14 protein-coding genes and 1 pseudogene are annotated in these 19,434 nt (G+C 71.5%); 12 read left to right on the forward strand and 3 right to left on the reverse strand.

Translation table 11 applies throughout. From position 1 onward, the window contains the following. The first annotated feature begins 292 nt into the window (after positions 1-292). The gene (locus AB0J66_RS49080; protein WP_364676266.1) at positions 293-1,906 is read left to right on the forward strand and encodes an ATP-dependent DNA ligase; all 1,614 of its coding nucleotides are present in this window, start codon (positions 293-295) and stop codon (positions 1,904-1,906) included. A 451-nt stretch (positions 1,907-2,357) separates the two neighbouring features. Here AB0J66_RS49080 and AB0J66_RS49085 read toward each other — a convergent pair whose 3' ends face one another. Beyond that, entirely contained in the window at positions 2,358-3,410 is a 1,053-nt protein-coding gene (locus AB0J66_RS49085) for an SURF1 family cytochrome oxidase biogenesis protein (protein ID WP_364676269.1), read from the reverse strand. Positions 3,411-3,511: 101 nt separating this feature from the next. Between AB0J66_RS49085 and AB0J66_RS49090 the strand changes: the two genes are divergently transcribed. After that, entirely contained in the window at positions 3,512-6,247 is a 2,736-nt protein-coding gene (locus tag AB0J66_RS49090; protein WP_364676271.1) for a cobyrinate a,c-diamide synthase, read from the forward strand. A 221-nt stretch (positions 6,248-6,468) separates the two neighbouring features. Then, positions 6,469-7,092 (forward strand): TIGR03086 family metal-binding protein, encoded by a 624-nt coding sequence (locus AB0J66_RS49095; protein ID WP_364676274.1) that lies wholly within the window; start codon positions 6,469-6,471, stop codon positions 7,090-7,092. Between the two features lie 522 nt (positions 7,093-7,614). Here AB0J66_RS49095 and AB0J66_RS49100 read toward each other — a convergent pair. After that, positions 7,615-9,741 (reverse strand): annotated as a pseudogene (locus AB0J66_RS49100) (transglycosylase domain-containing protein); the annotation flags it as partial. Positions 9,742-9,788: 47 nt separating this feature from the next. Between AB0J66_RS49100 and cobC the strand changes: the two are divergent. The 4 genes from cobC to AB0J66_RS49120 are packed head-to-tail and all read left to right on the forward strand — an operon-like array spanning position 9,789 to position 13,506. Next, on the forward strand, positions 9,789-10,859 hold the full coding sequence (gene cobC, locus AB0J66_RS49105; RefSeq protein WP_364676302.1) for an Rv2231c family pyridoxal phosphate-dependent protein CobC: 1,071 nt from the start codon (positions 9,789-9,791) through the stop codon (positions 10,857-10,859). Continuing rightward, the gene (gene cobT / locus AB0J66_RS49110; protein WP_364676277.1) at positions 10,856-11,914 is read left to right on the forward strand and encodes a nicotinate-nucleotide--dimethylbenzimidazole phosphoribosyltransferase; all 1,059 of its coding nucleotides are present in this window, start codon (positions 10,856-10,858) and stop codon (positions 11,912-11,914) included. Before cobC ends, cobT begins: the two co-directional genes overlap by 4 nt. Beyond that, on the forward strand, positions 11,911-13,098 hold the full coding sequence (gene cobA, locus AB0J66_RS49115; RefSeq protein WP_364676280.1) for a uroporphyrinogen-III C-methyltransferase: 1,188 nt from the start codon (positions 11,911-11,913) through the stop codon (positions 13,096-13,098). The genes cobT and cobA overlap by 4 nt, the downstream gene beginning before the upstream one ends. 48 nt (positions 13,099-13,146) lie before the next feature. Then, the gene (locus tag AB0J66_RS49120; RefSeq protein ID WP_364676283.1) at positions 13,147-13,506 is read left to right on the forward strand and encodes a VOC family protein; all 360 of its coding nucleotides are present in this window, start codon (positions 13,147-13,149) and stop codon (positions 13,504-13,506) included. Here AB0J66_RS49120 and AB0J66_RS49125 read toward each other — a convergent pair. Further along, positions 13,465-14,907: a trehalose-6-phosphate synthase gene (locus AB0J66_RS49125; protein ID WP_364676285.1), complete on the reverse strand. Its 1,443-nt coding sequence runs from the start codon at positions 14,905-14,907 to the stop codon at positions 13,465-13,467. The two genes, AB0J66_RS49120 and AB0J66_RS49125, sit on opposite strands and share 42 nt — an antisense overlap. A gap of 213 nt (positions 14,908-15,120) precedes the next feature. Between AB0J66_RS49125 and AB0J66_RS49130 the strand changes: the two genes are divergently transcribed. From AB0J66_RS49130 to AB0J66_RS49150, 5 genes are all read left to right on the forward strand, one after another. Next, the gene (locus AB0J66_RS49130; protein ID WP_364676288.1) at positions 15,121-15,591 is read left to right on the forward strand and encodes a hypothetical protein; all 471 of its coding nucleotides are present in this window, start codon (positions 15,121-15,123) and stop codon (positions 15,589-15,591) included. Positions 15,592-15,717: 126 nt separating this feature from the next. Then, positions 15,718-17,394 carry an energy-dependent translational throttle protein EttA gene (ettA, locus tag AB0J66_RS49135; protein ID WP_364676291.1) on the forward strand — a complete coding sequence of 559 codons (1,677 nt, stop codon included), beginning with the start codon at positions 15,718-15,720 and terminating at the stop codon, positions 17,392-17,394. Beyond that, a complete protein-coding gene (locus AB0J66_RS49140) occupies positions 17,387-17,794 on the forward strand; it encodes a thioesterase family protein (protein WP_364676293.1) in 408 nt (135 codons plus the stop codon). The genes ettA and AB0J66_RS49140 overlap by 8 nt, the downstream gene beginning before the upstream one ends. Continuing rightward, positions 17,791-18,450, forward strand: coding sequence for a hypothetical protein (locus tag AB0J66_RS49145; protein ID WP_364676296.1), 660 nt, complete (start codon positions 17,791-17,793; stop codon positions 18,448-18,450). Before AB0J66_RS49140 ends, AB0J66_RS49145 begins: the two co-directional genes overlap by 4 nt. 131 nt (positions 18,451-18,581) lie before the next feature. After that, the gene (locus AB0J66_RS49150) at positions 18,582-19,163 is read left to right on the forward strand and encodes a YbjN domain-containing protein (protein WP_364676299.1); all 582 of its coding nucleotides are present in this window, start codon (positions 18,582-18,584) and stop codon (positions 19,161-19,163) included. The last annotated feature ends 271 nt before the right edge of the window (positions 19,164-19,434 follow it).

Consider the following 19,434-nt stretch of genomic DNA (forward strand, 5'->3'; position numbering starts at 1 on the left):
CTCCTTCTTGATCTAGACAATCCGAAGGATCTGCGATGGCCGCTCCCGTCTGCTGGCAAAGATCAACTCATACACCACTTCGGTGGACGTGACCCGCTGCGCGAGGGGTTGTCGTCGGCCGTCCCGCCGGCTGCCGTGCCCCGTTGGCTGCCGCCCCCGTCGGGATCTGTGTCGGCTGTCGCCGCCTGGGGACTGTTGCCGGCGCGCCTGTATGGGGGTTGTTGCTGGCTGTCGGGGTTGTGGGGCGTTGCTCTGGGCCGAAAATGTCGGGGGGTGCTGCGAGGATGACCACGTGCGATTCCTCGACCTGGCGGCGACCTCGGCGGCCGTTGCGGCGATCTCTGGGCGCAAGGCCAAGATTGAGCTCTTGGCCGATGCGCTTCGGCGGCTTGAGCCGGATGAGATTGCGGCCGGTTCCGCCTTTCTGGCCGGTGAGCTGCGGCAGCGGCAGACCGGGGTGGGTTATGCGAGCCTGCGCGATCAGCCGCCGCCCGCGGCCGAGCCGAGCCTGTCGGTCGGTGGGGTCGATGCCGCGATCGCCGAGATCTCGGTGGTGGCCGGGGCCGGCTCGCAGGCCCGGCGGCGGGAGCTGCTGGGGGCGCTGTTCGGCGCCGCTACCGCCGACGAGCAGCGGCTGCTTGTCGGGCTCTTCGGTGGTGAGCTCCGGCAGGGCGCCCAGGCCGGGTTGCTCGCCGACGCGATCGCGAAGGCGGCCGGGGTTCCGCTCACCGCGGTTCGCCGGGCGCTGCTGCTCTCCGGGGACCTCAAACAGGTGGCCGTCGCCGCGCTGACCGGCGGGGCCCCGGCGCTGGCCGAGATCCACCTGAGGGTCGGCACCCCGCTCACCCCGATGCTGGCCCAGGCCGCCCCCGACGTCGGCGCGGCCCTGCTGGCCACCGGCACCCCGGCCACGGTCGACGTGAAGCTCGACGGCATCCGCATCCAGGTCCACCGCTCCGGCGACGACGTCGCCGTCTTCACCCGCAGCCTCGACGACATCACCTCCCGCATGCCCGAGGTGGTCGCCGCCGTCCGCAAGCTGCCCTTCCGCGAGGCCGTCCTCGACGGCGAGGCCATGACCCTCGACGAGGCCGGCCGCCCCCGCCCCTTCCAGGAGACCTCCAGCCGCGCCGCCACCCGCGGCGCCCGCGCCTCCTCCCGCTCCAGCGCCCGACCCGCGGCTTCCGCCGCCGACCCGGCACCCGTGGCCTCCGGCGGCGGCTCGGCACCCGCGGCCGGGGCTCCGCTGGCGCTGACGCCGTACTTCTTCGATCTGTTGCATCTCGACGGGGTTGACCTGCTCGACGAGCCGGGGCGGGTGCGGTGGGCGGCGCTGGCCGATGCGCTGCCCGAGGAGCTGATCGTGGGGCGGAGCACGGTCGAGAGTGAGGAAGAGGCGGCGGCGGCCTTTGCGGCGGCGATCGCGGCGGGGCAGGAGGGTGTGGTCATCAAGGCGACCGAGGCGCCCTACGACGTGGGGCGGCGGGGGAACGCCTGGGTCAAGGTCAAACCGCGGCACACGCTCGACCTGGTGGTTCTCGCGGTCGAGTGGGGGCATGGGCGGCGCCGAGGCTGGCTCTCCAACCTGCATCTGGGTGCGCTTGATCCGCGGACGGGTGAGTTCGTGATGCTCGGCAAGACGTTCAAAGGACTCACCGATGAGCTGCTGCGCTGGCAGACCGAGCGCTTCCAGCAGCTGAAGGTGGACGACAACGGCTGGGTGGTCCGGGTCCGGCCGGTGCAGGTCGTCGAGATCGCCTTCGACGGCGTGCAGACCTCGCCGCGCTACCCGGGCGGCGTCGCGTTGCGCTTCGCCCGCGTCCTGCGCTACCGCGACGACAAGCCCGCCGCCGAGGCCGACACCATCGACACCGTCCGCGCCATCGGCGGCCACCCGCCACCGTAAGAGCCACCACCCGCCGCGAGCGCCACCTGCCCACCGACCGCCGTCAGCGCCACCCGCCCGCCGCCCGCCGACCGCCGTCAGCGCCACCCGCCCGCCGCCCGCCGTCAGCGCTAGCCGCCCGCCGGCCGCTGGCCGCCGTCAGCGCCACCCGCCCGCTGGCCGCTGGCCGCCGTGAGCGCCACCGGCCGAACGCCCGTAGGCGTCAGCCGCCGGCCGGCGACCGCCGTGAGCACCGGTGGCCCGGCCGGTTCGGGGTGCGCCGAGCTGCTGATCGAGGTCATTCGCCCCCGGGGCCGACCCGCGGGAAGAGGTGTGCGCCCTCTGAGGCCTTGCCCGTTCGGGCACGTTCGGCATTGAAGCGACGGTCACTGCCCGTAACTGCACAGCGGATTAATTGCTCTGGGCGGTGGCACCGAGCTGCTGCTCGGCGTGGGGACGGCGTTGCGAACGCTCAGCTGTCGGTGTTGTCCGAGCCCGCTTCAGCGGCCCGGCGGCGGTCGGCTTCGTCGACCCGGTCGCCGGTGGCGGCCAGGGCGGCCGCCTTCCTGCGGTCGTAGTCGTCGACACGGTCGCCCGAGGCGGCCTTCCGGCGGTCGTACTCCTCGACGCGGTCGCTCGAAGTGGCCTGGCGGCGGTCGTAGTCGTCGACGCGATCGCCGGTTGCGGTCCTGCGGCGGTCGTGATCTTCGACTCGGTCGCGAGAGCGGGTGTTCTTGGTGGCGGGGGACGGCTCGCGGGCGGCGGCGGGCTTGGTGTCGCCGCGGGCCTCCTTGCGGGCGTAGTAGCCGTAGGCGAACAGGGCCATCAGGGCGAACAGCCACCACTGGACCGCGTAGCCGCCGTTCTGCCAGGAGTCCTCGTGGTCGATCGGGATCCGGGTGAAGGCGGCGTCGTTGGCCGGCGTCTGCTCCGTGAGGAGGACGTACGCGCCGTACACGGGGTAGGGGAGCTGCTGGGCGAGTTTCGGCACAGCGATCCGGCGGGTGTCCAGCCGGCCGTTGCGCTGCTCGATCGGCGCCGGTCGACTTTCCGACAGGTGGAGCTGGCCGACGACGGTCACCGTGCCGGCCGGAGCGGGCGGGACGGTGGGGGCGGCCAGCGCTCCGCCTGGTGGGGCCGGAATCCAGCCGCGGTCGACCAGGACGGCCGTCCCGTCGTCCAGGACCAGCGGCGTGACGATTTCGTAGCCGACGTCGCCGTCGACCGTGCGGCCCCGCGCCTGGATCTCGTGCGACGGGTCGTACCGGCCCGTGACTGTGACCTTTGTCCAGGCCAGGCCCTTGCCGGGGGCCCGGCCGGACGTGCTCGCGGCCGTCGGGCGCTCCAGCACGGAGGTCATCGGGACGGCCTGTACGGAGTCAGCGGCGTCGATGCGGTCGTTGATCGCGCTACGTTCCTGGTACCGGTGGAGCTGCCAGTTGCCGAGCATCACCATGACCGAGGCGGCCGCCAGAGCGAACGCCGCAGCGGCCAGCCAGCGCGGCCTCAGCAGGAAGCGGTACACGTCCCGAGGCTACCCGTCGACAGGATGACGCCTGCTCGGGCCGGGTACTGTCCCACTTCGGCAGTCGACAACAGGCAATATTCCGTTCGGGAGAGTCATAGATGAGCGCCCAGCCCCGCCTGGTCGTGAGCGCGCCCGCGTCCGGGCACGGCAAGACCGCGATCGCGGTCGGCCTGCTCACGGCGGCCGCGGCGCGTGGCATCCCGGCGGCCGGGTTCAAGGTCGGCCCGGATCACACCGACGCCGCGTACCTCGGGCTGGCGGCCGGTCGCCCCGGCCGTAACCTCGACCCCCGCCTGGTCGGGGCCCAGCGCATCGCGCCGCTGTTCCTGCACGGCGCGGGCAGTTCGCAACTCTCGGTGATCGAGGGCGCGATGGGCCTGTTCGACTCGCTCACCGGTCAGCCCGAGATCGACGGCACCGCCGCGGTCGCGGCCGCCCTGCGCGCCCCGGTCGTGCTGGTCGTCGACGTCGCCGCGATGGGGCATTCGCTGGCCGCGCTCGTGCACGGCTTCCGCATGTTCGACGAGATGGTGCACCTGGGCGGGGTGGTCCTCAACCGGGTCGCGTCCCCGCGCCACGAGCAGATGCTGCGAACCGCGCTCGACGACATCGGTATGCCGGTCCTCGGAGCGCTGCGCCGCGGTGACCTACCGAACGTTCTGCCCTCCCGCGCGCACGGCCCGGTCCCGGTCGCCCACCGCACGGTCGAGGCCAGCCGCGCGGTCCGCCGCCTCGGTGAGGCTGTCGCGGGCGGGCTCGACCTCGACCGGCTGATGGCCCTGGCGACCTCGGCCCCGGCCCTGCCCGGCCCGATCTGGACGCCGGCCGACGTCGTCGGCGGCGAGGTCTTCGACCAACGCCCGGTGGTTGCGCTGGCCGGCGGCCCGGGGGCTCCTTACACGTACGTGGAGACGGCCGAGCTCCTGACGGCGGCGGGGGCGGACGTGGCCGTGGTCGACCCGCTGCGCGACGAGTCCCTCCCGGCGGGCACGCGCGCGCTGATCGTCGGGGCCGGGCTGCCGGAGGGGTACGCGGAGGAGCTGTCGGCCAATCGCCGGCTCGGTCACGCGGTCGCCCAGCTCGCCCGCGACGGCTGGCCGGTCGTGGCCGAGGGCGTGGCGCTTCCGTGGCTCGGGCGCGACTTCGACGGCCGCCCGATGTGCGGGGTCTTCGACGCGTCGGCCACCACCGCCGAGCAGACCATCGCCGGCTACCGCGAGGCCACCGCGCCCACCACGTCGACGCTGGCCCCGGCCGGCGCCCGGATCACCGGCTACAAGCAGCACCGGGCGATCGTCACCCCGCGCGCCGGCACCGTGCCGGCCTGGACCTGGTCCGGCGGCAACCCCGAGGGCTTCGTCTGGCGCCAGGTCCACGCCTCGCAGCTCGGCCTGCACTGGGCAGCCGCCCCGGAGATCGCCAAGCGCATCGTCTCGGCCGCCCTCGCCGGCCCCGCCCCGATGCCCCCACAGTCCCGGCCCCCGATGCCCCCGCCCCAGGCCCAGCCGATGCCCCCGGCCCAGCCGGCTCAGCGCCAGCCGGCCCAGCCACCGCAGCCCCAGTCGGCTCAGCCCCAGTCGGCTCAGCCCCAGTCGGCTCAGCGCCAGCCGGCCCAGCCCGCCCCGCCAGCGCCGGCGCGCCCCGAGTCGCCCCGGTCGCCCGAGTCGCCCCGGTCGCCCGAGTCGCCCCGGTCGCCCGAGTCGCCCCGGTCGCCCGAGTCGCCCCGGTCGCCCGAGTCGCCCCGGTCGCCGGAGCCGCAGCATTCGCCCGAGCCGCAGTTCTTGCCGGAGCCACAGCTGGTCGAGGCGCAGCCGATGGCCGTTCCGACCGAGGGCCAGCCCTCGCAGCAGGTTCCGCCGCTGCCGCCCGGCCACCAGCCGGCCCCGGTTCAGCAGTCGCCGGCCCACCAGCCACCGCAACCCGTCCAGCAGGCGTCGGGCTACCCCCATTACGCGCCGGGCTATCCGGAGCACTCGCCGGGCTATCTGCCGCCGCTCTCGATCAACCCGCAGCAGACGCAGCCGAGCTCACCGGCACCCTCGCCGGCCCAGCCTTCGATCTGGCCCGACTCGCCGCCGCACCACCCGGTCGCGCCGGGACCGCACTCCGCCGCACCGGGCCCGATCTCGGGCGCGCCCGGCCAGCACGCCACCTCGCCCAATCAGGAACCGGCTGCACCCTTCCAGCACTCGGTCCCGCCCGGACAGCATCCTGATTCACCGAATCAGCACCCGGACTTGCCGGGCCAGCACCCAAGCCCGCTGGGCCAGCACCCGAGCCCGATTGGACAAGACCTGGGCTCGCCGGTCCAGCCCCCGAGCTCGATGGGACCGAATCACGGCTCTCTGGGCCAGCGCCTGGCCGCGTCCGGCGCGCACCCTGGTCCGTCCGACCAGCCTCTGAACTCCTCGGGCCAGCAGCCGGCCGCGCCTCGCCCGGCTTCGGCTTTCCCGCACCCTGGCTCAGCCGGCCAGCAATCCGAGTCGCGAGGCCAGCATCCGGGATCGGCCGCTTTCTATCCGGCTCATCAGGACACGATCCAGCAGGCGGCCATCCAGCCGCCGACCCCAGGCCAGCCGTCAGTTCAGGGCCAGTCGTCGTTCCCGGGGCAGCCGTCGCCCCAGGGCCAGACGTGGTCCCCGGGGCAGTCGTCGTCTCAGGGTCAGTCGCCGTTCCAGGGGCAGTCGTCGCCTCAGGGGCAGCCGCCGGTCCAAGGTCAACCGTCGGTCCAAGGGCAGGCGCCGGCTCAGGGGCAGGCGCCTGCGGCCGGGCAGCAGGGGCCCGGTGGCTCATCGTCCAATCTGAACGACACGGTGGACATCACCATCTCCTGAGCGCGTCGCGGCCCCGGGGAGCCGCAGCCACCTGATCCGGGTCGATCGGATGGTGTCGCGCAACCGCCGAACGCCGCGATTTCGGCCGACGAAACGCGCCCACCGGGCATAGATCAGGCCGAAAGCGCGGGAGACCGCGAAAACGCCCTCCGCAACGAGCGAAACTGTCGCACCCCGGCCGTAACGTGAACTTAACGAGGACGACCCGAAGGAGGACTGCCGTGGCCGATCGTGTGCCGCTGGACTTCGACCCGCCGGTGCGGGTGCTGCGAGCGCTTCTTCTGGGCATCGACAATCACGAGCTGCTGAGTCCCACTCCCTGTCCCGACTGGAGCGTCGCCGCTCTGCTCGATCATCTGATGGGCCTGTCCTTCGCCTTCACCCAGACCGCTCGCAAGCGCGCCGACGCCCCGGGCACCTCCGAGCCGCCGCCCAAGCCCTCCGCGCAGCATCTGTCCCGCCATTGGCGCAGCCGCCTCCCCGTCCTCCTGGAAGATCTCGCTACTGCTTGGAAGGAGCAGACTGCCTGGACGGGCACGTCGGCCGCCGGTGGTGTCACCATGCCGGCCGCCGCTCTCGGCCACGTCGCGATGACCGAGTTGATCGTCCACGGCTGGGATCTCGCCCGGTCCACCGGCCAGGAGTATGCGGCCGATCCCCGCACCCTCGAGATCCTGATCGAGTTCAATTCGCAATATCCGCCCGAGGGCACGCCAGGTCTGTTCGGCCCGGTCGTCCCGCTGCCCGAGGACGAGGCCACCCTGCTCGACCAGCTCCTGGCCCTGTCCGGCCGCGACGCGAGGTGGCGCGCCCCACGCCGCCGCCCCGCCGCCCCGGCCGCCTGAGAACCCGGCCGCCTGAGAACCCGGCCGCCTGAGAAACCGGCGGCCTGAGAACCCGGCCGCCGAAGAAAAGGCGCCTCAGGAAAAGGCCGGTCAGTCGCGCACTGGCTCGTCGCGGTCCGGGTCCCCGCGACCGGAGTCCCGGTCGCGGTCCCGGCCGCCCGAGTCACGGTCCCGGCCCGAGTCACGGTTCCGGTCCGAGTCACGGTTCCGGTCCGAGTCACGGTCCGAGTCCCGCGTGTCAGAGTCGCGATCCGAGTTCCGCCCGGAGTCGCGATCCGAGTCACGCGCGGAGTCCCGGTCCGAGTCCCGGTCCGCCCGGCCGGAGTCGTTCGAGTCGGAGTGACGACGCGAGTCACGATCGGCGTCAGAGTCGCGCCGGCGCGAGTCCCGCCCGGAGTCGTTGCCGGCATCCGACATGCCGTCGGAGGAGGAGGAGGAGGAGGACGAGTCGCGGTCGGATGAGGACGAGGAGTCCCGGTCCCGATCGGAGTCGGTTCGCCGATCCCGGTTCGACTTGTAGGTCATCTCGTCCGACGGCGGCGTGAACTTGGCCTTCGGCTGCCCCTTGAGCGCATCCTTCAACGTCTCGGCGAGCGTGTACTTGGAGACCGTGGCCCGGCTGGACCCCACGTTGTTCTCAGGATTGTCCGGGTCGGCCACGAACGCCGCCGCCGCCAGCTGGGGCGTGAAGCCGCAGAACCAGGCCGTCTTGTTGCTGTCGGTCGTCCCGCTCTTGCCCGCCACCGGCCGCTTCAGCACCCCGTAGACCATCTCCGAGGTGCCCCACCCGCCGCATTCGCCGCGGGCCGAGCCGTAGCCGGTGACGCAGCGGGCCGCGTCGGTGGCCGCCCGGGCCACGTCGACTGACACGGCTCGGTGGCAGCGTGGCGCCGCGATCTGCTTGCCCTCGTACGTCGCGACCTTGCCGTTGCGGTCGAGGATCGACTTCACCGGCAGCGGCTCACAGTAGTTGCCCTCCGCCGCCAGCGTCGCGAAGACGTTCGCCATCTCGATCGGCGTCGCGTCGCTCACGCCCAGCGTGAACGCGCCCCACCCGGAGGCGTGCTCCGGGGTGGCGAGGCGCCGGTCGACGTCGGTGCGCCAGCGCAGCCCGAGCCGTTCGGCCATCTTGACCGCCTTGTCCGCCCCGACCTTCTGTTCGAGCTGGACGAAGTAGGTGTTGACCGATTTGCCGAAGCCGCTCCACATGGTCTGGTCGCCGGTCATCGACGACGTCGAGTTCTTCGGGCACCAGTGCTCGCCGCAGGTGGCCGGCCCGGGGGCCGTGATGTATTTCGAGTAGAAGCGCTGCGGGCTGTAGTAGGACGTCGACAGCGGCATGCCCTCGTCCAGCGCCGCCAGCATCGTGAAGATCTTGAAGGTGGAGCCGGCCTGGTAGCCGGCCATCGAGCCGCCGCCGAGGAGCGGGTTCACCGTGTTCGGGAAGTTGCCCTTCAGGTGGCGGTAGCGGCTGTGCCTGGCGTTGCCGGACTGGTCGAGGGAGTACGTCCGGTTCACGGCCATGCTGAGGATCCGGCCGGTGCCGGGCTCGATGATCACCTGGCCGTGGGCGATGCGGCTGCGCTTCTTCTCCTTGTCGAGGATGTGCTTCATCGCGTACCCCTGGATCTTGGGGTCGATGGAGGTGACCACCCGGTAGCCGCCCCGGCGGAGGTTCTCCTCGCGTTCCGAGACGGACTTGCCGAAGGCGGGCTGCTCGCGCCACCACGACTTGAAGTAGTCGCAGAAGAAGCCCCAGTCGTTGTGCGGCTGGGCGATCGAGATGCAGTCGTTGGCCGGCGAGCTCAGCTTGAGCGAGATCTTGGCCCGTTTGGCGTCGGCCGCCTGGCTCGCCGTGATGGTCCGCATCTTGACCATCTGGTCGATCACGTAGTTGCGCCGGTCGGTCGCCGCCTGCCGGTCCTGGGTCGCCGGGTCGTAGGCCGAGGGCGCCTTGACCAGGCCGGCGAGCAGGGCCGCCTCGGTCAGGGTCAGGTTCTTGGGTGGCTTGGAGAAGAAGACCTGGGAGGCGGCGAAGATGCCGTACGCCCGGTGGCCGTAGTACGCCGAGTTGAGGTAGCGCTCGAGGATCTCCTGCTTGGAGAGCCGTTTCTCGAGTTCGATGGCGAGCCGCATCTCGCGCAGTTTGCGGGAGGTCGTCTGCTCGGTCGCCTCGAGCGCCTCCTTGGGGGTCTGCGCGCCGTCGCGCAGCGCCATGCGGACGTACTGCATGGTCAGCGTGGAGGCGCCCTGGGACACCCCGCCGGCCTGCTGGTTGGCGACGAAGGCCCGGGCCACACCTTTGGCGTCGACCCCGTTGTGCTCGTAGAAGCGGGTGTCCTCGGAGGCGACGATCGCCTGGGTGATGTAGGGCGACATGTCGGCGATCTTCACCGGCTTGCGGTGTTCCTCGTAGAACTGGGTGAGCAGCGTCTTGCCGTCGTTGGCGTAGACGTAGGTCGTCTGGGCGTTGGGCACCTCGATGAGCTTTTCGGGCAGGCCCTTGAGAGCTTCGGTGCCGGCCTTGACGCCGAGTCCGGCGAGGGCGGCCAGGGGGTAGGCGAGACCGGCGACCACGAGACCCGCGATCAGGCCGGCACGGACGAGGGGAGCGACTTTTCCGGCTGCCACCCCTAGAAGGTATGACAAAACCTCTTATTTCCTCACGGAACAGCGGAAGTCACGTCCGTATCACGATCGGGCATTCTGAACCCATGAACGTCGACCTCGGCCACCACGGCGATACGGAGGTTGCCGCCGGTCTGGTCGACCTCGCGGTCAACGTCCGGCACGAGCCCATGCCGCGCTGGCTGTCGGCGCCCCTCGAGGAGTCGCTGACCAGGCTGAAGGCGTACCCCCAGGCGGAGAAAGCCACGACGGCCGTGGCCGGCAGGCATGGTCGGCCCGAGAACGAGGTGCTGCTGACGGCCGGGGCGGCCCAGGGTTTCGTGCTGCTGGCCCAGGCCCTGCGCGGCGCGAATCACCCGGTCGTGGTCCACCCGCAGTTCACCGAGCCGGAGGCCGCGCTGCGCCACGCCGGCCATGAGGTCGACCGGGTGCTGCTGCGCGAGGAGGACGGTTTCCGCCTCGACGCGCGCCTCGTCCCGCACGACGCCGATCTGGTCTTCGTCGGCAACCCCACCAATCCGACCTCGGTGCTGCACCCGGCCGGCGAGATCGCCAAGCTGGCCCGTCCGGGCCGTGTGCTCGTGGTCGACGAGGCGTTCTCCGACACCACGTTCCGCGAGGGCGTCGAGGGGGAGCCGGAGTCGCTGGCGTCCCGGCGTGACCTGCCCGGGCTGGTCGTGCTGCGCAGCCTGACCAAGACGTGGGGCCTGGCCGGCCTGCGGATCGGTTATCTGCTCGCGCACCGCCGTCTGGTGTCCCGGCTGGCCGCCGCGCAGCCGCTCTGGCCGGTCTCGACGCCCGCGCTGGCCGCCGCGATCGCCTGCGCGTCACCCATTGCGGTGGCGGCCGAGCGGGAGATCGCCCGCCGCCTGGCGGCGGACCGGGCCCATCTGCTGCGCCGGCTCGGGCAAGTGCCGAAACTCACGGTCGCCGGTTCTCCGGCGAGCGCATTCGTGGCCGTACGTCTCCCAGGTGCCGACCAAATCCGTCTTGAGCTGCGAGAACGTGGGTACGCGGTGCGCCGCGGCGACACTTTTCCCGGGCTGGGCGCCGACTGGCTGCGGATCGCCGTGCGCGACACTGCCACTACCGACGCCTTCGTGGAAACCCTGACCGCCGTCCTAGAGGAGCAAGCGTGACCGCATCGCTGGAGGCCGCACTCGACGCCATCCGCCCGGCCGACGAGTCGGCGATGGCCGCCGCCCGCGAGCACCAGACCCGGCTGACCAAGCCGGCCGGCTCGCTGGGCGCCCTGGAGGAGCTCTCCGTGCGGCTCTCCGGCCTGGCCGGCGTGTGCCCGCCGCCGCTGCCCAGCCCGGCCACCGTCGCGGTCTTCGCCGGCGACCACGGCGTGCACGCCCAGGGCGTCACCCCGTGGCCGCAGGAGGTCACCGCGCAGATGGTGGCCAACTTCGTGGCCGGCGGCGCCGTCGTCAACGCGTTCGCCCGCCAGGCCGGCGCGGACGTCATGGTGGTCGACGTCGGCGTGGCCATCCCGCTGCACGGCGGGGCCACCCTGCTCGACGCGAACGTGCGCCGCGGCACCCGGGACATGACCGTCGAGCCCGCGCTCACCCGCGAGGAGGCGCTGGCCGCGGTCGAGGTCGGCCTCGGTGTGGCCCGGGCGCTGGTCGACAACGGCGCGAAGTGCCTGCTCACCGGGGACATGGGGATCGCCAACACCACGCCCGCGGCCGCCCTGATCTCGGTCTTCACCGGTCTCGGGCCGGCCGAGGTGACCGGCCGTGGCACCGGCATCGACGACGCCACCCTCGAGCACAAGATCGACGTGGTCGGCCGGGCGCTGGCCCGGCACACCCCGGACGAGACCGACCCGCTGGGCGCGCTGGCCGCGGTCGGCGGTCTGGAGCACGCGGCGCTGACCGGCTTCATCCTCGGGGCGGCCGCCCAGCGTGTGCCGGTGATCGTCGACGGCGTGATCGCCGCGTCGGCCGCGCTGGCCGCGGCCGCCTTCGCCCCGGACGCGGTGGCCGCGATGGTCGCCGGGCACCGCTCGGCCGAGCCGGGCGCCACCGTCGCCCTGGCCCATCTCGGCCTGGAGCCGCTGCTCGACCTGGGCATGCGGCTGGGCGAGGGGAGCGGGGCGGTGCTCGCGCTGCCGGTCGTCTCGGCCGCGGTCCGGGTGCTGCACGAGGTCGCCACGTTCGATTCCGCGGGAGTGTCCGAGAAGTGACGATCTACCCTCTCGGGCTCAAGCTGGACGGCCGGCGCGTGCTGATGGTCGGCGGCGGCGCCGTGGCCACCCGGCGGGTGCCGGCCCTGATCGCGGCCGGGGCGCTGGTCGAGATCGTCTCGCCCGAGCTGAGCCCGGCCCTGCAGGGCCACGTCGACGCCGGCCGGGCCACCTGGACGGCCCGGCGCTTCGAGCCGGGTGACGTCGAGGGGGCCTGGCTCGTGCACGTGGCGATCGACGACCCGGCCGCGGCCGAGCGGGTCAGCGCGGTCGCCGAGGAGCACCGGGTCTTCTGCGTCCGGGCCGACGACCGCGAGGCGGCCAGCGCCTGGACGCCCGCGGTCACCCGGCAGGGCCAGGTCACCGTGGCGGTCACCGACAGCGGCGACCGCCGGCGCGCCATGGCCGTCCGCGATCTCGTCGCCCTTGCCCTGGAGAGCGCGCCGGCCGCCACGAGCGAGTACAAGGGCGTGGCCCTGGTCGGGGCCGGCCCGGGCGATCCCGAGCTGATCACGGTCAAGGGCCGCCGGCTGCTGGCCGCGGCCGACGTCGTGGTGGCCGACCGCCTCGTGCCGGGCATGCTGCTGGGCGATCTGCGGCCGGAGGTCGAGTTCGTGGACGCGGCCAAGATCCCGTACGGCCCGCAGAAGGCCCAGGAGGAGATCAACCGCATCCTGGTCGACCGGGCCCTCGAGGGGAAGTTCGTGGTCCGGCTCAAGGGCGGCGACCCGTTCGTCTTCGGCCGCGGCGGCGAGGAAGCCCTGGCCTGCGCCGAGGCCGGCGTGCCGGTGCTGGTCGTGCCCGGCGTGACCAGCTCGATCGCGGCGCCCGCGCTGGCCGGCATCCCGGTCACCCACCGCGGGGTGGCGCACGAGTTCACCGTCGTCTCCGGGCACGTCGCCCCCGACAGCGACGCCTCCCTGGTCGACTGGGCCGCGCTGGCCCGCATGCGGGGCACCGTCGTCGTGCTGATGGGCCTGAAGAACCTGCCGAAGATCGCCGAGCGGCTCATCGCCGAGGGCAAGCCGGCCGGCACCCCGGCCGCGGTGGTCCAGGAGGGCTCGACCGCCCACCAGCGCTCGCTGCGCGGCACGCTCGGCTCGATCGCCGCCGACGCGGCCGAGGCCGGCATCCGCCCGCCCGCCATCGTTGTCATCGGCGATGTCGTGCACGTAGGGGTATAGAACGACTACTCGCCGGGTACGACCGTGAATATGGACGGACGGCCGCGGATGACATTGACTTCGATGGTGCTGGACGCGCCGGACGCCCGGGAGCTGGCGGGCTTCTACCACCGGCTGCTGGGCTGGAGCGCGACCACCGAGGAAGAGGACTGGGTGGTGCTCGGGGCGCCCGGCGGCGGCGCCGGGCTCTCGTTCCAGACCGAGAAGCTGTACGTACGGCCGGTGTGGCCGGCCGGTCCGGGCGACCCCCAGATGAGCGCCCACCTCGACATCCGGGTCGACGATCTGGAAGCGGCGTGCGCCCACGCCGAACAGGCGGGTGCGACGCTCGCCGGCTTCCAGCCGCAGGAGAACGTCCGGGTCTTCCTAGACCCGGTCGGTCACCCCTTCTGCCTCTACGTCGACTAGCTCGCGGCCACCGGCCGCCTCGGACAGCGCGTCGAGGAAGGTCCGGGCCCACTGCGCCACGTCGTGGGTCCGCAGGTGACGCTGCATCACCCGCATGCGCCGCTTCAGCTCGGCCGGCTCGGCGCCGACCGCCCGCAGCAGCGCGTCCTTGACGCCGTCGGGGTCGTGCGGGTTGCACAGGAACGCCTGGCGCATCTCGGTCGCGGCCCCGGCGAACTCGCTGAGCACCAGCGCCCCGCCGGTGTCGCCCCGGCAGGCCACGTACTCCTTGGCCACCAGGTTCATGCCGTCGCGCAGCGGCGTCACCATCATGACGTCGGCTGCCACATACATCGCGGCGAGCTCCTGCTTGCTGTACGACTGGTGCAGGTAGTGCACGGCCGGCACGCCGACCCGGCCGAACTCTCCGTTGATCCGCCCGACCTCGCGCTCCACCTTGACCCGCAGCGTCTGGTAGTGCTCCACGCGCTCGCGGCTCGGCGTGGCCACCTGCACCATCACCGCGTCGCCGACCTTGAGCTTGCCGTCGGCCAGCAGCTCGCGGAACGCCTTGAGGCGCAGCTCGATGCCCTTGGTGTAGTCGAGCCGGTCGACGCCCAGAATGATCGTCTTGGGGTCGCCGAGCTCGGCCCGGATCTCCTTGGCCCGTGCCTGGACCTTGGGATCGGCCGCCATCCGCTCCATCTCGCGGGTGTCGATGCTGATCGGGAAGGCGCCCGCCTTGACCTTGCGGCCGTCCACCTGGATCGACTGGCCCTCGTACCGCAGGCCCAGCAGGTGCCGGGCCAGACGGACGAAGTTCTGCGCGGCCAGCCGCTGCTGGAACCCGACCAGGTCGGCCCCGAGCAGGCCGCGCAGCACCTCGGCCCGGAACGGCATCTGCATGAACAGCTCGATCGGCGGGAACGGGATGTGCAGGAAGAACCCGATCTTCAGGTCGGGGCGCAGCTCGCGCAGCATCGCCGGGACGAGCTGGAGCTGGTAGTCCTGCACCCAGACGGTCGCGCCGTCGTCCGCCACCTCGGCCGCGGCCTGGGCGAAGCGCTGGTTGACCAGCCTGTACGTCTCACGCCAGCGGCGCTTGTAGACCGGCGTCTCGACCGCGTCGTGGTAGAGCGGCCAGATGGTCGCGTTGGACTGACCTTCGTAATAGCGTTCGAGCTCGTCGGCGCTCAGCGGCACCGGATGGATGTGGATGCCCTCCAGCTCGAAGGGCTCGGGCGCCTCGCCGGTGCCACCGGCCCACCCGATCCAGGTGCCGCCGTGCTCGGTCAGCACCGGATGCAGGGCGGTGACCAGACCGCCCGGACTCGTGCGCCATTGACGCTCCCCGTCGGGGCCGGTGACTTCATCGACGGGCAGACGGTTGGCGACTACGACGAAGGAACTTCGTTCGGCCACGCTGAGTGCACCTCCGGGTCGTTTCTGTTCCCACCGTGAGCCTACTGTGCGTAGCACCACGGGGCGTGCCCAGTCTCGCCACGGCCGCCGTGGACCGTGGTGGCGGGCGGGTGCCATTCTGGGCCGGTGACACCTCCGGATGATCTTTCCCCGCCACGGCGGCCGATCTTCTTTCCTGTGGTCATTGCCACCGTTTTCCTTACGATCATCGGGATGACGGCCGGATTCGTGCTCGGCGAGAAACAGCGCCGGGACGAGGCGCGCGAGCAGGAGCAGCAGCAACAACAGCCTCTGCCGGATCAGCAGCCGCAGGAGTCCTCGGCGCCGGCCGTCGCCCCGGAGGATCTCTGCCCGGCCGAGACCCTGGCCAAGGCCCGCCAGCTGGGCCGGCCGTACGAACTGGTCCGGGTCCACCGGTACGAGACGGACCGTGGGACGACGATCTGGATCTGCCGGGATCCGGTCGGGCGTTTCTACTACCAGAGCAAGACCGGCGACCGTGATCAACTCGTTCAGGGAGTGAACGGTCTTCTCCTGCTCGACGTGGCGCAGACCGGCGAGGACGCGTACGAGGCGACCGCCGCCAGCGACGGCAACAAGTTCCTGATCAGCCGCAAGCAGTTCCGGATCGAGTTCACCGACGGCCGCAAGGACCAGGTCGACGACGTCGTCAGTTTCCAGTGATCCGGGAATCCTTGACGCTCGGGCGGGGTTGAGTTAGGGGTCCGGAGAGCGACCTGGAAAGATTGCCCCGGCACTCTGCGCTCATTTCAGTAGCGCAACTCAACGATCACGGAGGTAGGGCGCACCGTGGCCCAGTTCATTTACGTCCTGGAAAAGGCGCGCAAGGCGCACGGCGACAAGGTCGTGCTCGACAACGTGACGCTGAACTTCCTGCCCGGCGCCAAGATCGGCGTGGTCGGCCCCAACGGCGCCGGTAAGTCCACGCTGCTCAAGGTCATGGCGGGGATCGAGACGCTGAGCAACGGCGAGGCCAGGCTGATGCCCGGCTACACCGTCGGCATGCTCGCGCAGGAGCCGCCGCTCAACGACGCCAAGACCGTCCTCGGCAACATCGAGGAGGCCGTGGCCGGCACCAAGGCCAAGCTCGACCGGTTCAACAAGATCGCCGAAGAGATGGCGACCGACTACACCGACGAGCTGATGGAGGAGATGGGCAAGCTCCAGGAGGAGCTCGACAACGTCAACGCCTGGGACCTCGACTCCCAGCTCGAGCTGGCCATGGACGCGCTGCGCTGCCCGCCCCCGGACGCCGACGTCACCCAGCTCTCCGGTGGTGAGCGCCGCCGGGTCGCGCTCTGCAAGCTGCTGCTCGAGGCGCCCGACCTGCTCCTGCTGGACGAGCCCACCAACCACCTCGACGCCGAGAGCGTGAGCTGGCTGGAGCAGCACCTGGCCAAGTACGCCGGCACCGTCATCGCCATCACCCACGACCGGTACTTCCTGGACAACGTGGCGAACTGGATCCTCGAGCTCGACCGCGGCCGCACGTACCCGTACGAGGGCAACTACTCGACCTACCTCGACAAGAAGGCCCAGCGCCTGGCCGTCGAGGGCCGCAAGGACGCCAAGCTCAAGCGGCGCCTCACGGAGGAGCTCGAGTGGGTCCGCTCCAACGCCAAGGCCCGCCAGACCAAGAGCAAGGCCCGCCTGGACCGGTACGACGAGATGGCCAGCGAGGCGGAGAAGACCCGCAAGCTGGACTTCGAGGAGATCCAGATTCCGCCGGGCCCGCGCCTGGGCAGCACGGTCATCGAGTCCAAGGACCTGGTCAAGGGCTTCGACGGCCGTACGCTGATCGACCACCTGTCGTTCTCGCTGCCCCGCAACGGCATCGTCGGCATCATCGGCCCCAACGGCGTCGGCAAGACCACCCTGTTCAAGACCATCGTCGGGCTGGAGAAGCCGGACGAGGGCAGCGTCCGCATCGGCGAGACGGTGAAGCTGTCGTACGTGGACCAGAACCGTGAGGGGCTGGGCGGCGACGAGACGGTGTGGGAGGTCGTCTCCGACGGTCTCGACCACCTGATGGTCGGCAAGGTCGAGATGCCGTCCCGGGCGTACGTCGCGGCCTTCGGCTTCAAGGGCCCCGACCAGCAGAAGCCGGTCAAGGTCCTCTCCGGCGGCGAGCGCAACCGCCTCAACCTCGCGCTGACGCTGAAGATCGGCGGCAACGTGATCCTGCTCGACGAGCCGACCAACGACCTCGACGTCGAGACGCTGTCCAGCCTGGAGAACGCGCTGCTCGAGTTCCCCGGCTGCGCCGTGGTCATCTCCCACGACCGGATGTTCCTCGACCGGGTCGCCACCCACATGCTCGCGTGGGAGGGCACCGACGAGGACCCCGACAAGTGGTTCTGGTTCGAGGGCAACTTCGAGGCGTACGAGAAGAACAAGGTGGACCGGCTCGGCGCCGACGCCGCCCGCCCGCACCGCGTCACGTACCGCAAGCTCACCCGTGACTGATCGTTTTGTGTACCACGTGCCCGTGCGCTGGTCCGACATGGACGCGTACGGGCACGTGAACAACGCGCGCTTCCTCACCCTGTACGAGGAGGCGCGCGTCGCCATGTTCTTCGTCGGCGCGCGCGAGAACGGCCTCGGCTCCTTCGAGGAGGGCATCGTCATCGCCCGCCACGAGGTCGACTACTTGCGGCCGGTCGATTACGGCGATCCTGTGCGCATCGAGATGTGGATCTCGGAGGTACGGGCCGCGGCCTTCACCGTCGCGTACGAGCTGTTCGACGGCGACGTGCTGGCCAGCCGGGCCAAGTCGGTCTGCGTGCCGTACCACCTGGCGCAGGGCCATCCGCGCCGGCTCAGCGAGGCCGAAAGAGAGTTCCTGCGACCGTACGTCGCGTCATGAGTGTGCACGGCCTGACCGGGGTTCCCGACGCGGGCGCCTTCCTGGCCCGGCTCGTCCGGCTCGACCCCGGTGCTCCCGTGCGGCTGAAGACGGCCAACGGCCGGGTGGCGCTCTGGGCCCGGCTGCCCTGGGACGTGCTGGTCACCCGCGAGGTGGCGGGGCACGGCCCGTCGGACGCGACCGTCGCCGCCGGCGAGCTGCTGGCGGTGCTGGCCCGCGGGGGTGACGAGCTGCCACCGGTACGCGACGCCCAGTGGCGGTGGCCGCTGCCGCCGGCCGGTGGGGAGACGGTCGAGTCGGTCTCCGGGGCCGAGCTGAGCCGGCTGGCCACCGCGGCTGCCGAGGCGCTGCGCGAGGTCTCGTCGAGCGGTCTGAGTGGACGGGCGGTCGGTCAGCGGGCGGTCCGCGACGCCCTCCTCGACCACGTGGCCCTCGTCGTGACGCCGGCCGGCGGACGCCCCGTCGAGGTGTCCCAGCGACTCGTTCAGGCGATCTCCCGGATGGGGTTCCTCGGCGCGGGGGACACTGAAGGACGGGAGACACGAGTCCGCGTGGCCGGTCGCTGGGTGGGACTTTCTGCACCATATGGAGTGGCGTGGCTACAGGCCGTCAAGAAATTGACCGTTATGCCTATAGTCGATCACCCGAACGGGTGATGCCGTATCGGATGACCGGTTGCGCCCTCCCGTTGGGGGGATGACCTCCGCGAAACCTACGGGTACCGTCGGCCCTCGGATCCACTCGCTACGTCCGGCGGTGGGTCTGCTGGGGAGTGAGGTGCACAAAGATGCCGTGGTGGTCATGGCGTCCGGGTTCAACCACGGGTGACCCGGTGGAGACCGACGACGAATCGGCGGTGCGCGGCGCCGTACGGGTCGGCGTCCCGGCCCAACGAGAGCCCGGCCGGCTTCCGGTACCGGTCGACGCGCCCGCCTCCGAGGAACCCGAGACGGTCGCGCCGGTGACGCTGACCCGCATCGGCAAGGCGCTCGACCTGCTCGACATCCGGTTCCTCGCCGACGGCGGCGGCAGCCTGCTGGCCATGTGGGAACGGCACGCCGTGCTGTTCACCCTGGAGGGCCCCGACGACGAGATCCTCGTGATGCGCGCAAGACCGCATTCGACCGTCCCGCCCGACTGGGCCGACCGCGCCTACCGCGTGGTCAACGAGTGGAACCACACCCGCCGCTTCTGCAAGGCGTACGTAGGCGACCCCACCGAGCGGGGCCAGCTCCCCATCTACGCGGAGCTCCAGGTCCCCCTCGCCGCCGGCACCCACGACGCCCTACTTGTGGAGCTGTTGGATTGTGGGGCTGCGGTTGCTACCAGCTTTGTCGACTGGCTGCATGACGAGGGCGCCCTGCTCTAACGCCCCGCCACCAAAGACCGCAACCCATGCGATCCAGAGCGCCCGCCACAAAAGACCGCAACCCATGCGGTCCAGAGCGCCCGCCACAAAAGACCGCAACCCGTGCGATCCAAATTGCCGGGTTCTACCACGTATGTGAGCGGCCCGCGATTTGCCCGCCAATGAGATGAGGCCGGTTTTCCAACGCCAGCCCGGCGAAATAGACGTGCTTCCCGTCGGGGGTGACGGTAATGCCGCGGGAAGCACCGGTGTGGATGCCGTTCACGGACTC

The sequence above is a fragment of the Actinoplanes sp. NPDC049598 genome (genome assembly GCF_040675435.1).
GTDB lineage: Bacteria > Actinomycetota > Actinomycetes > Mycobacteriales > Micromonosporaceae > Actinoplanes.

Bases quoted from the DNA above. Each gene is read 5' to 3' on its own strand.
- AB0J66_RS49145 (WP_364676296.1), top strand. From the start codon at position 17,791: ATGAGTGTGCACGGCCTGACCGGGGTTCCCGACGCGGGCGCCTTCCTG.
- AB0J66_RS49090 (WP_364676271.1), top strand. From the start codon at position 3,512: ATGAGCGCCCAGCCCCGCCTGGTCGTGAGCGCGCCCGCGTCCGGGCAC.
- AB0J66_RS49130 (WP_364676288.1), top strand. From the start codon at position 15,121: ATGACGGCCGGATTCGTGCTCGGCGAGAAACAGCGCCGGGACGAGGCG.
- AB0J66_RS49150 (WP_364676299.1), top strand. From the start codon at position 18,582: ATGCCGTGGTGGTCATGGCGTCCGGGTTCAACCACGGGTGACCCGGTG.
- AB0J66_RS49120 (WP_364676283.1), top strand. From the start codon at position 13,147: ATGACATTGACTTCGATGGTGCTGGACGCGCCGGACGCCCGGGAGCTG.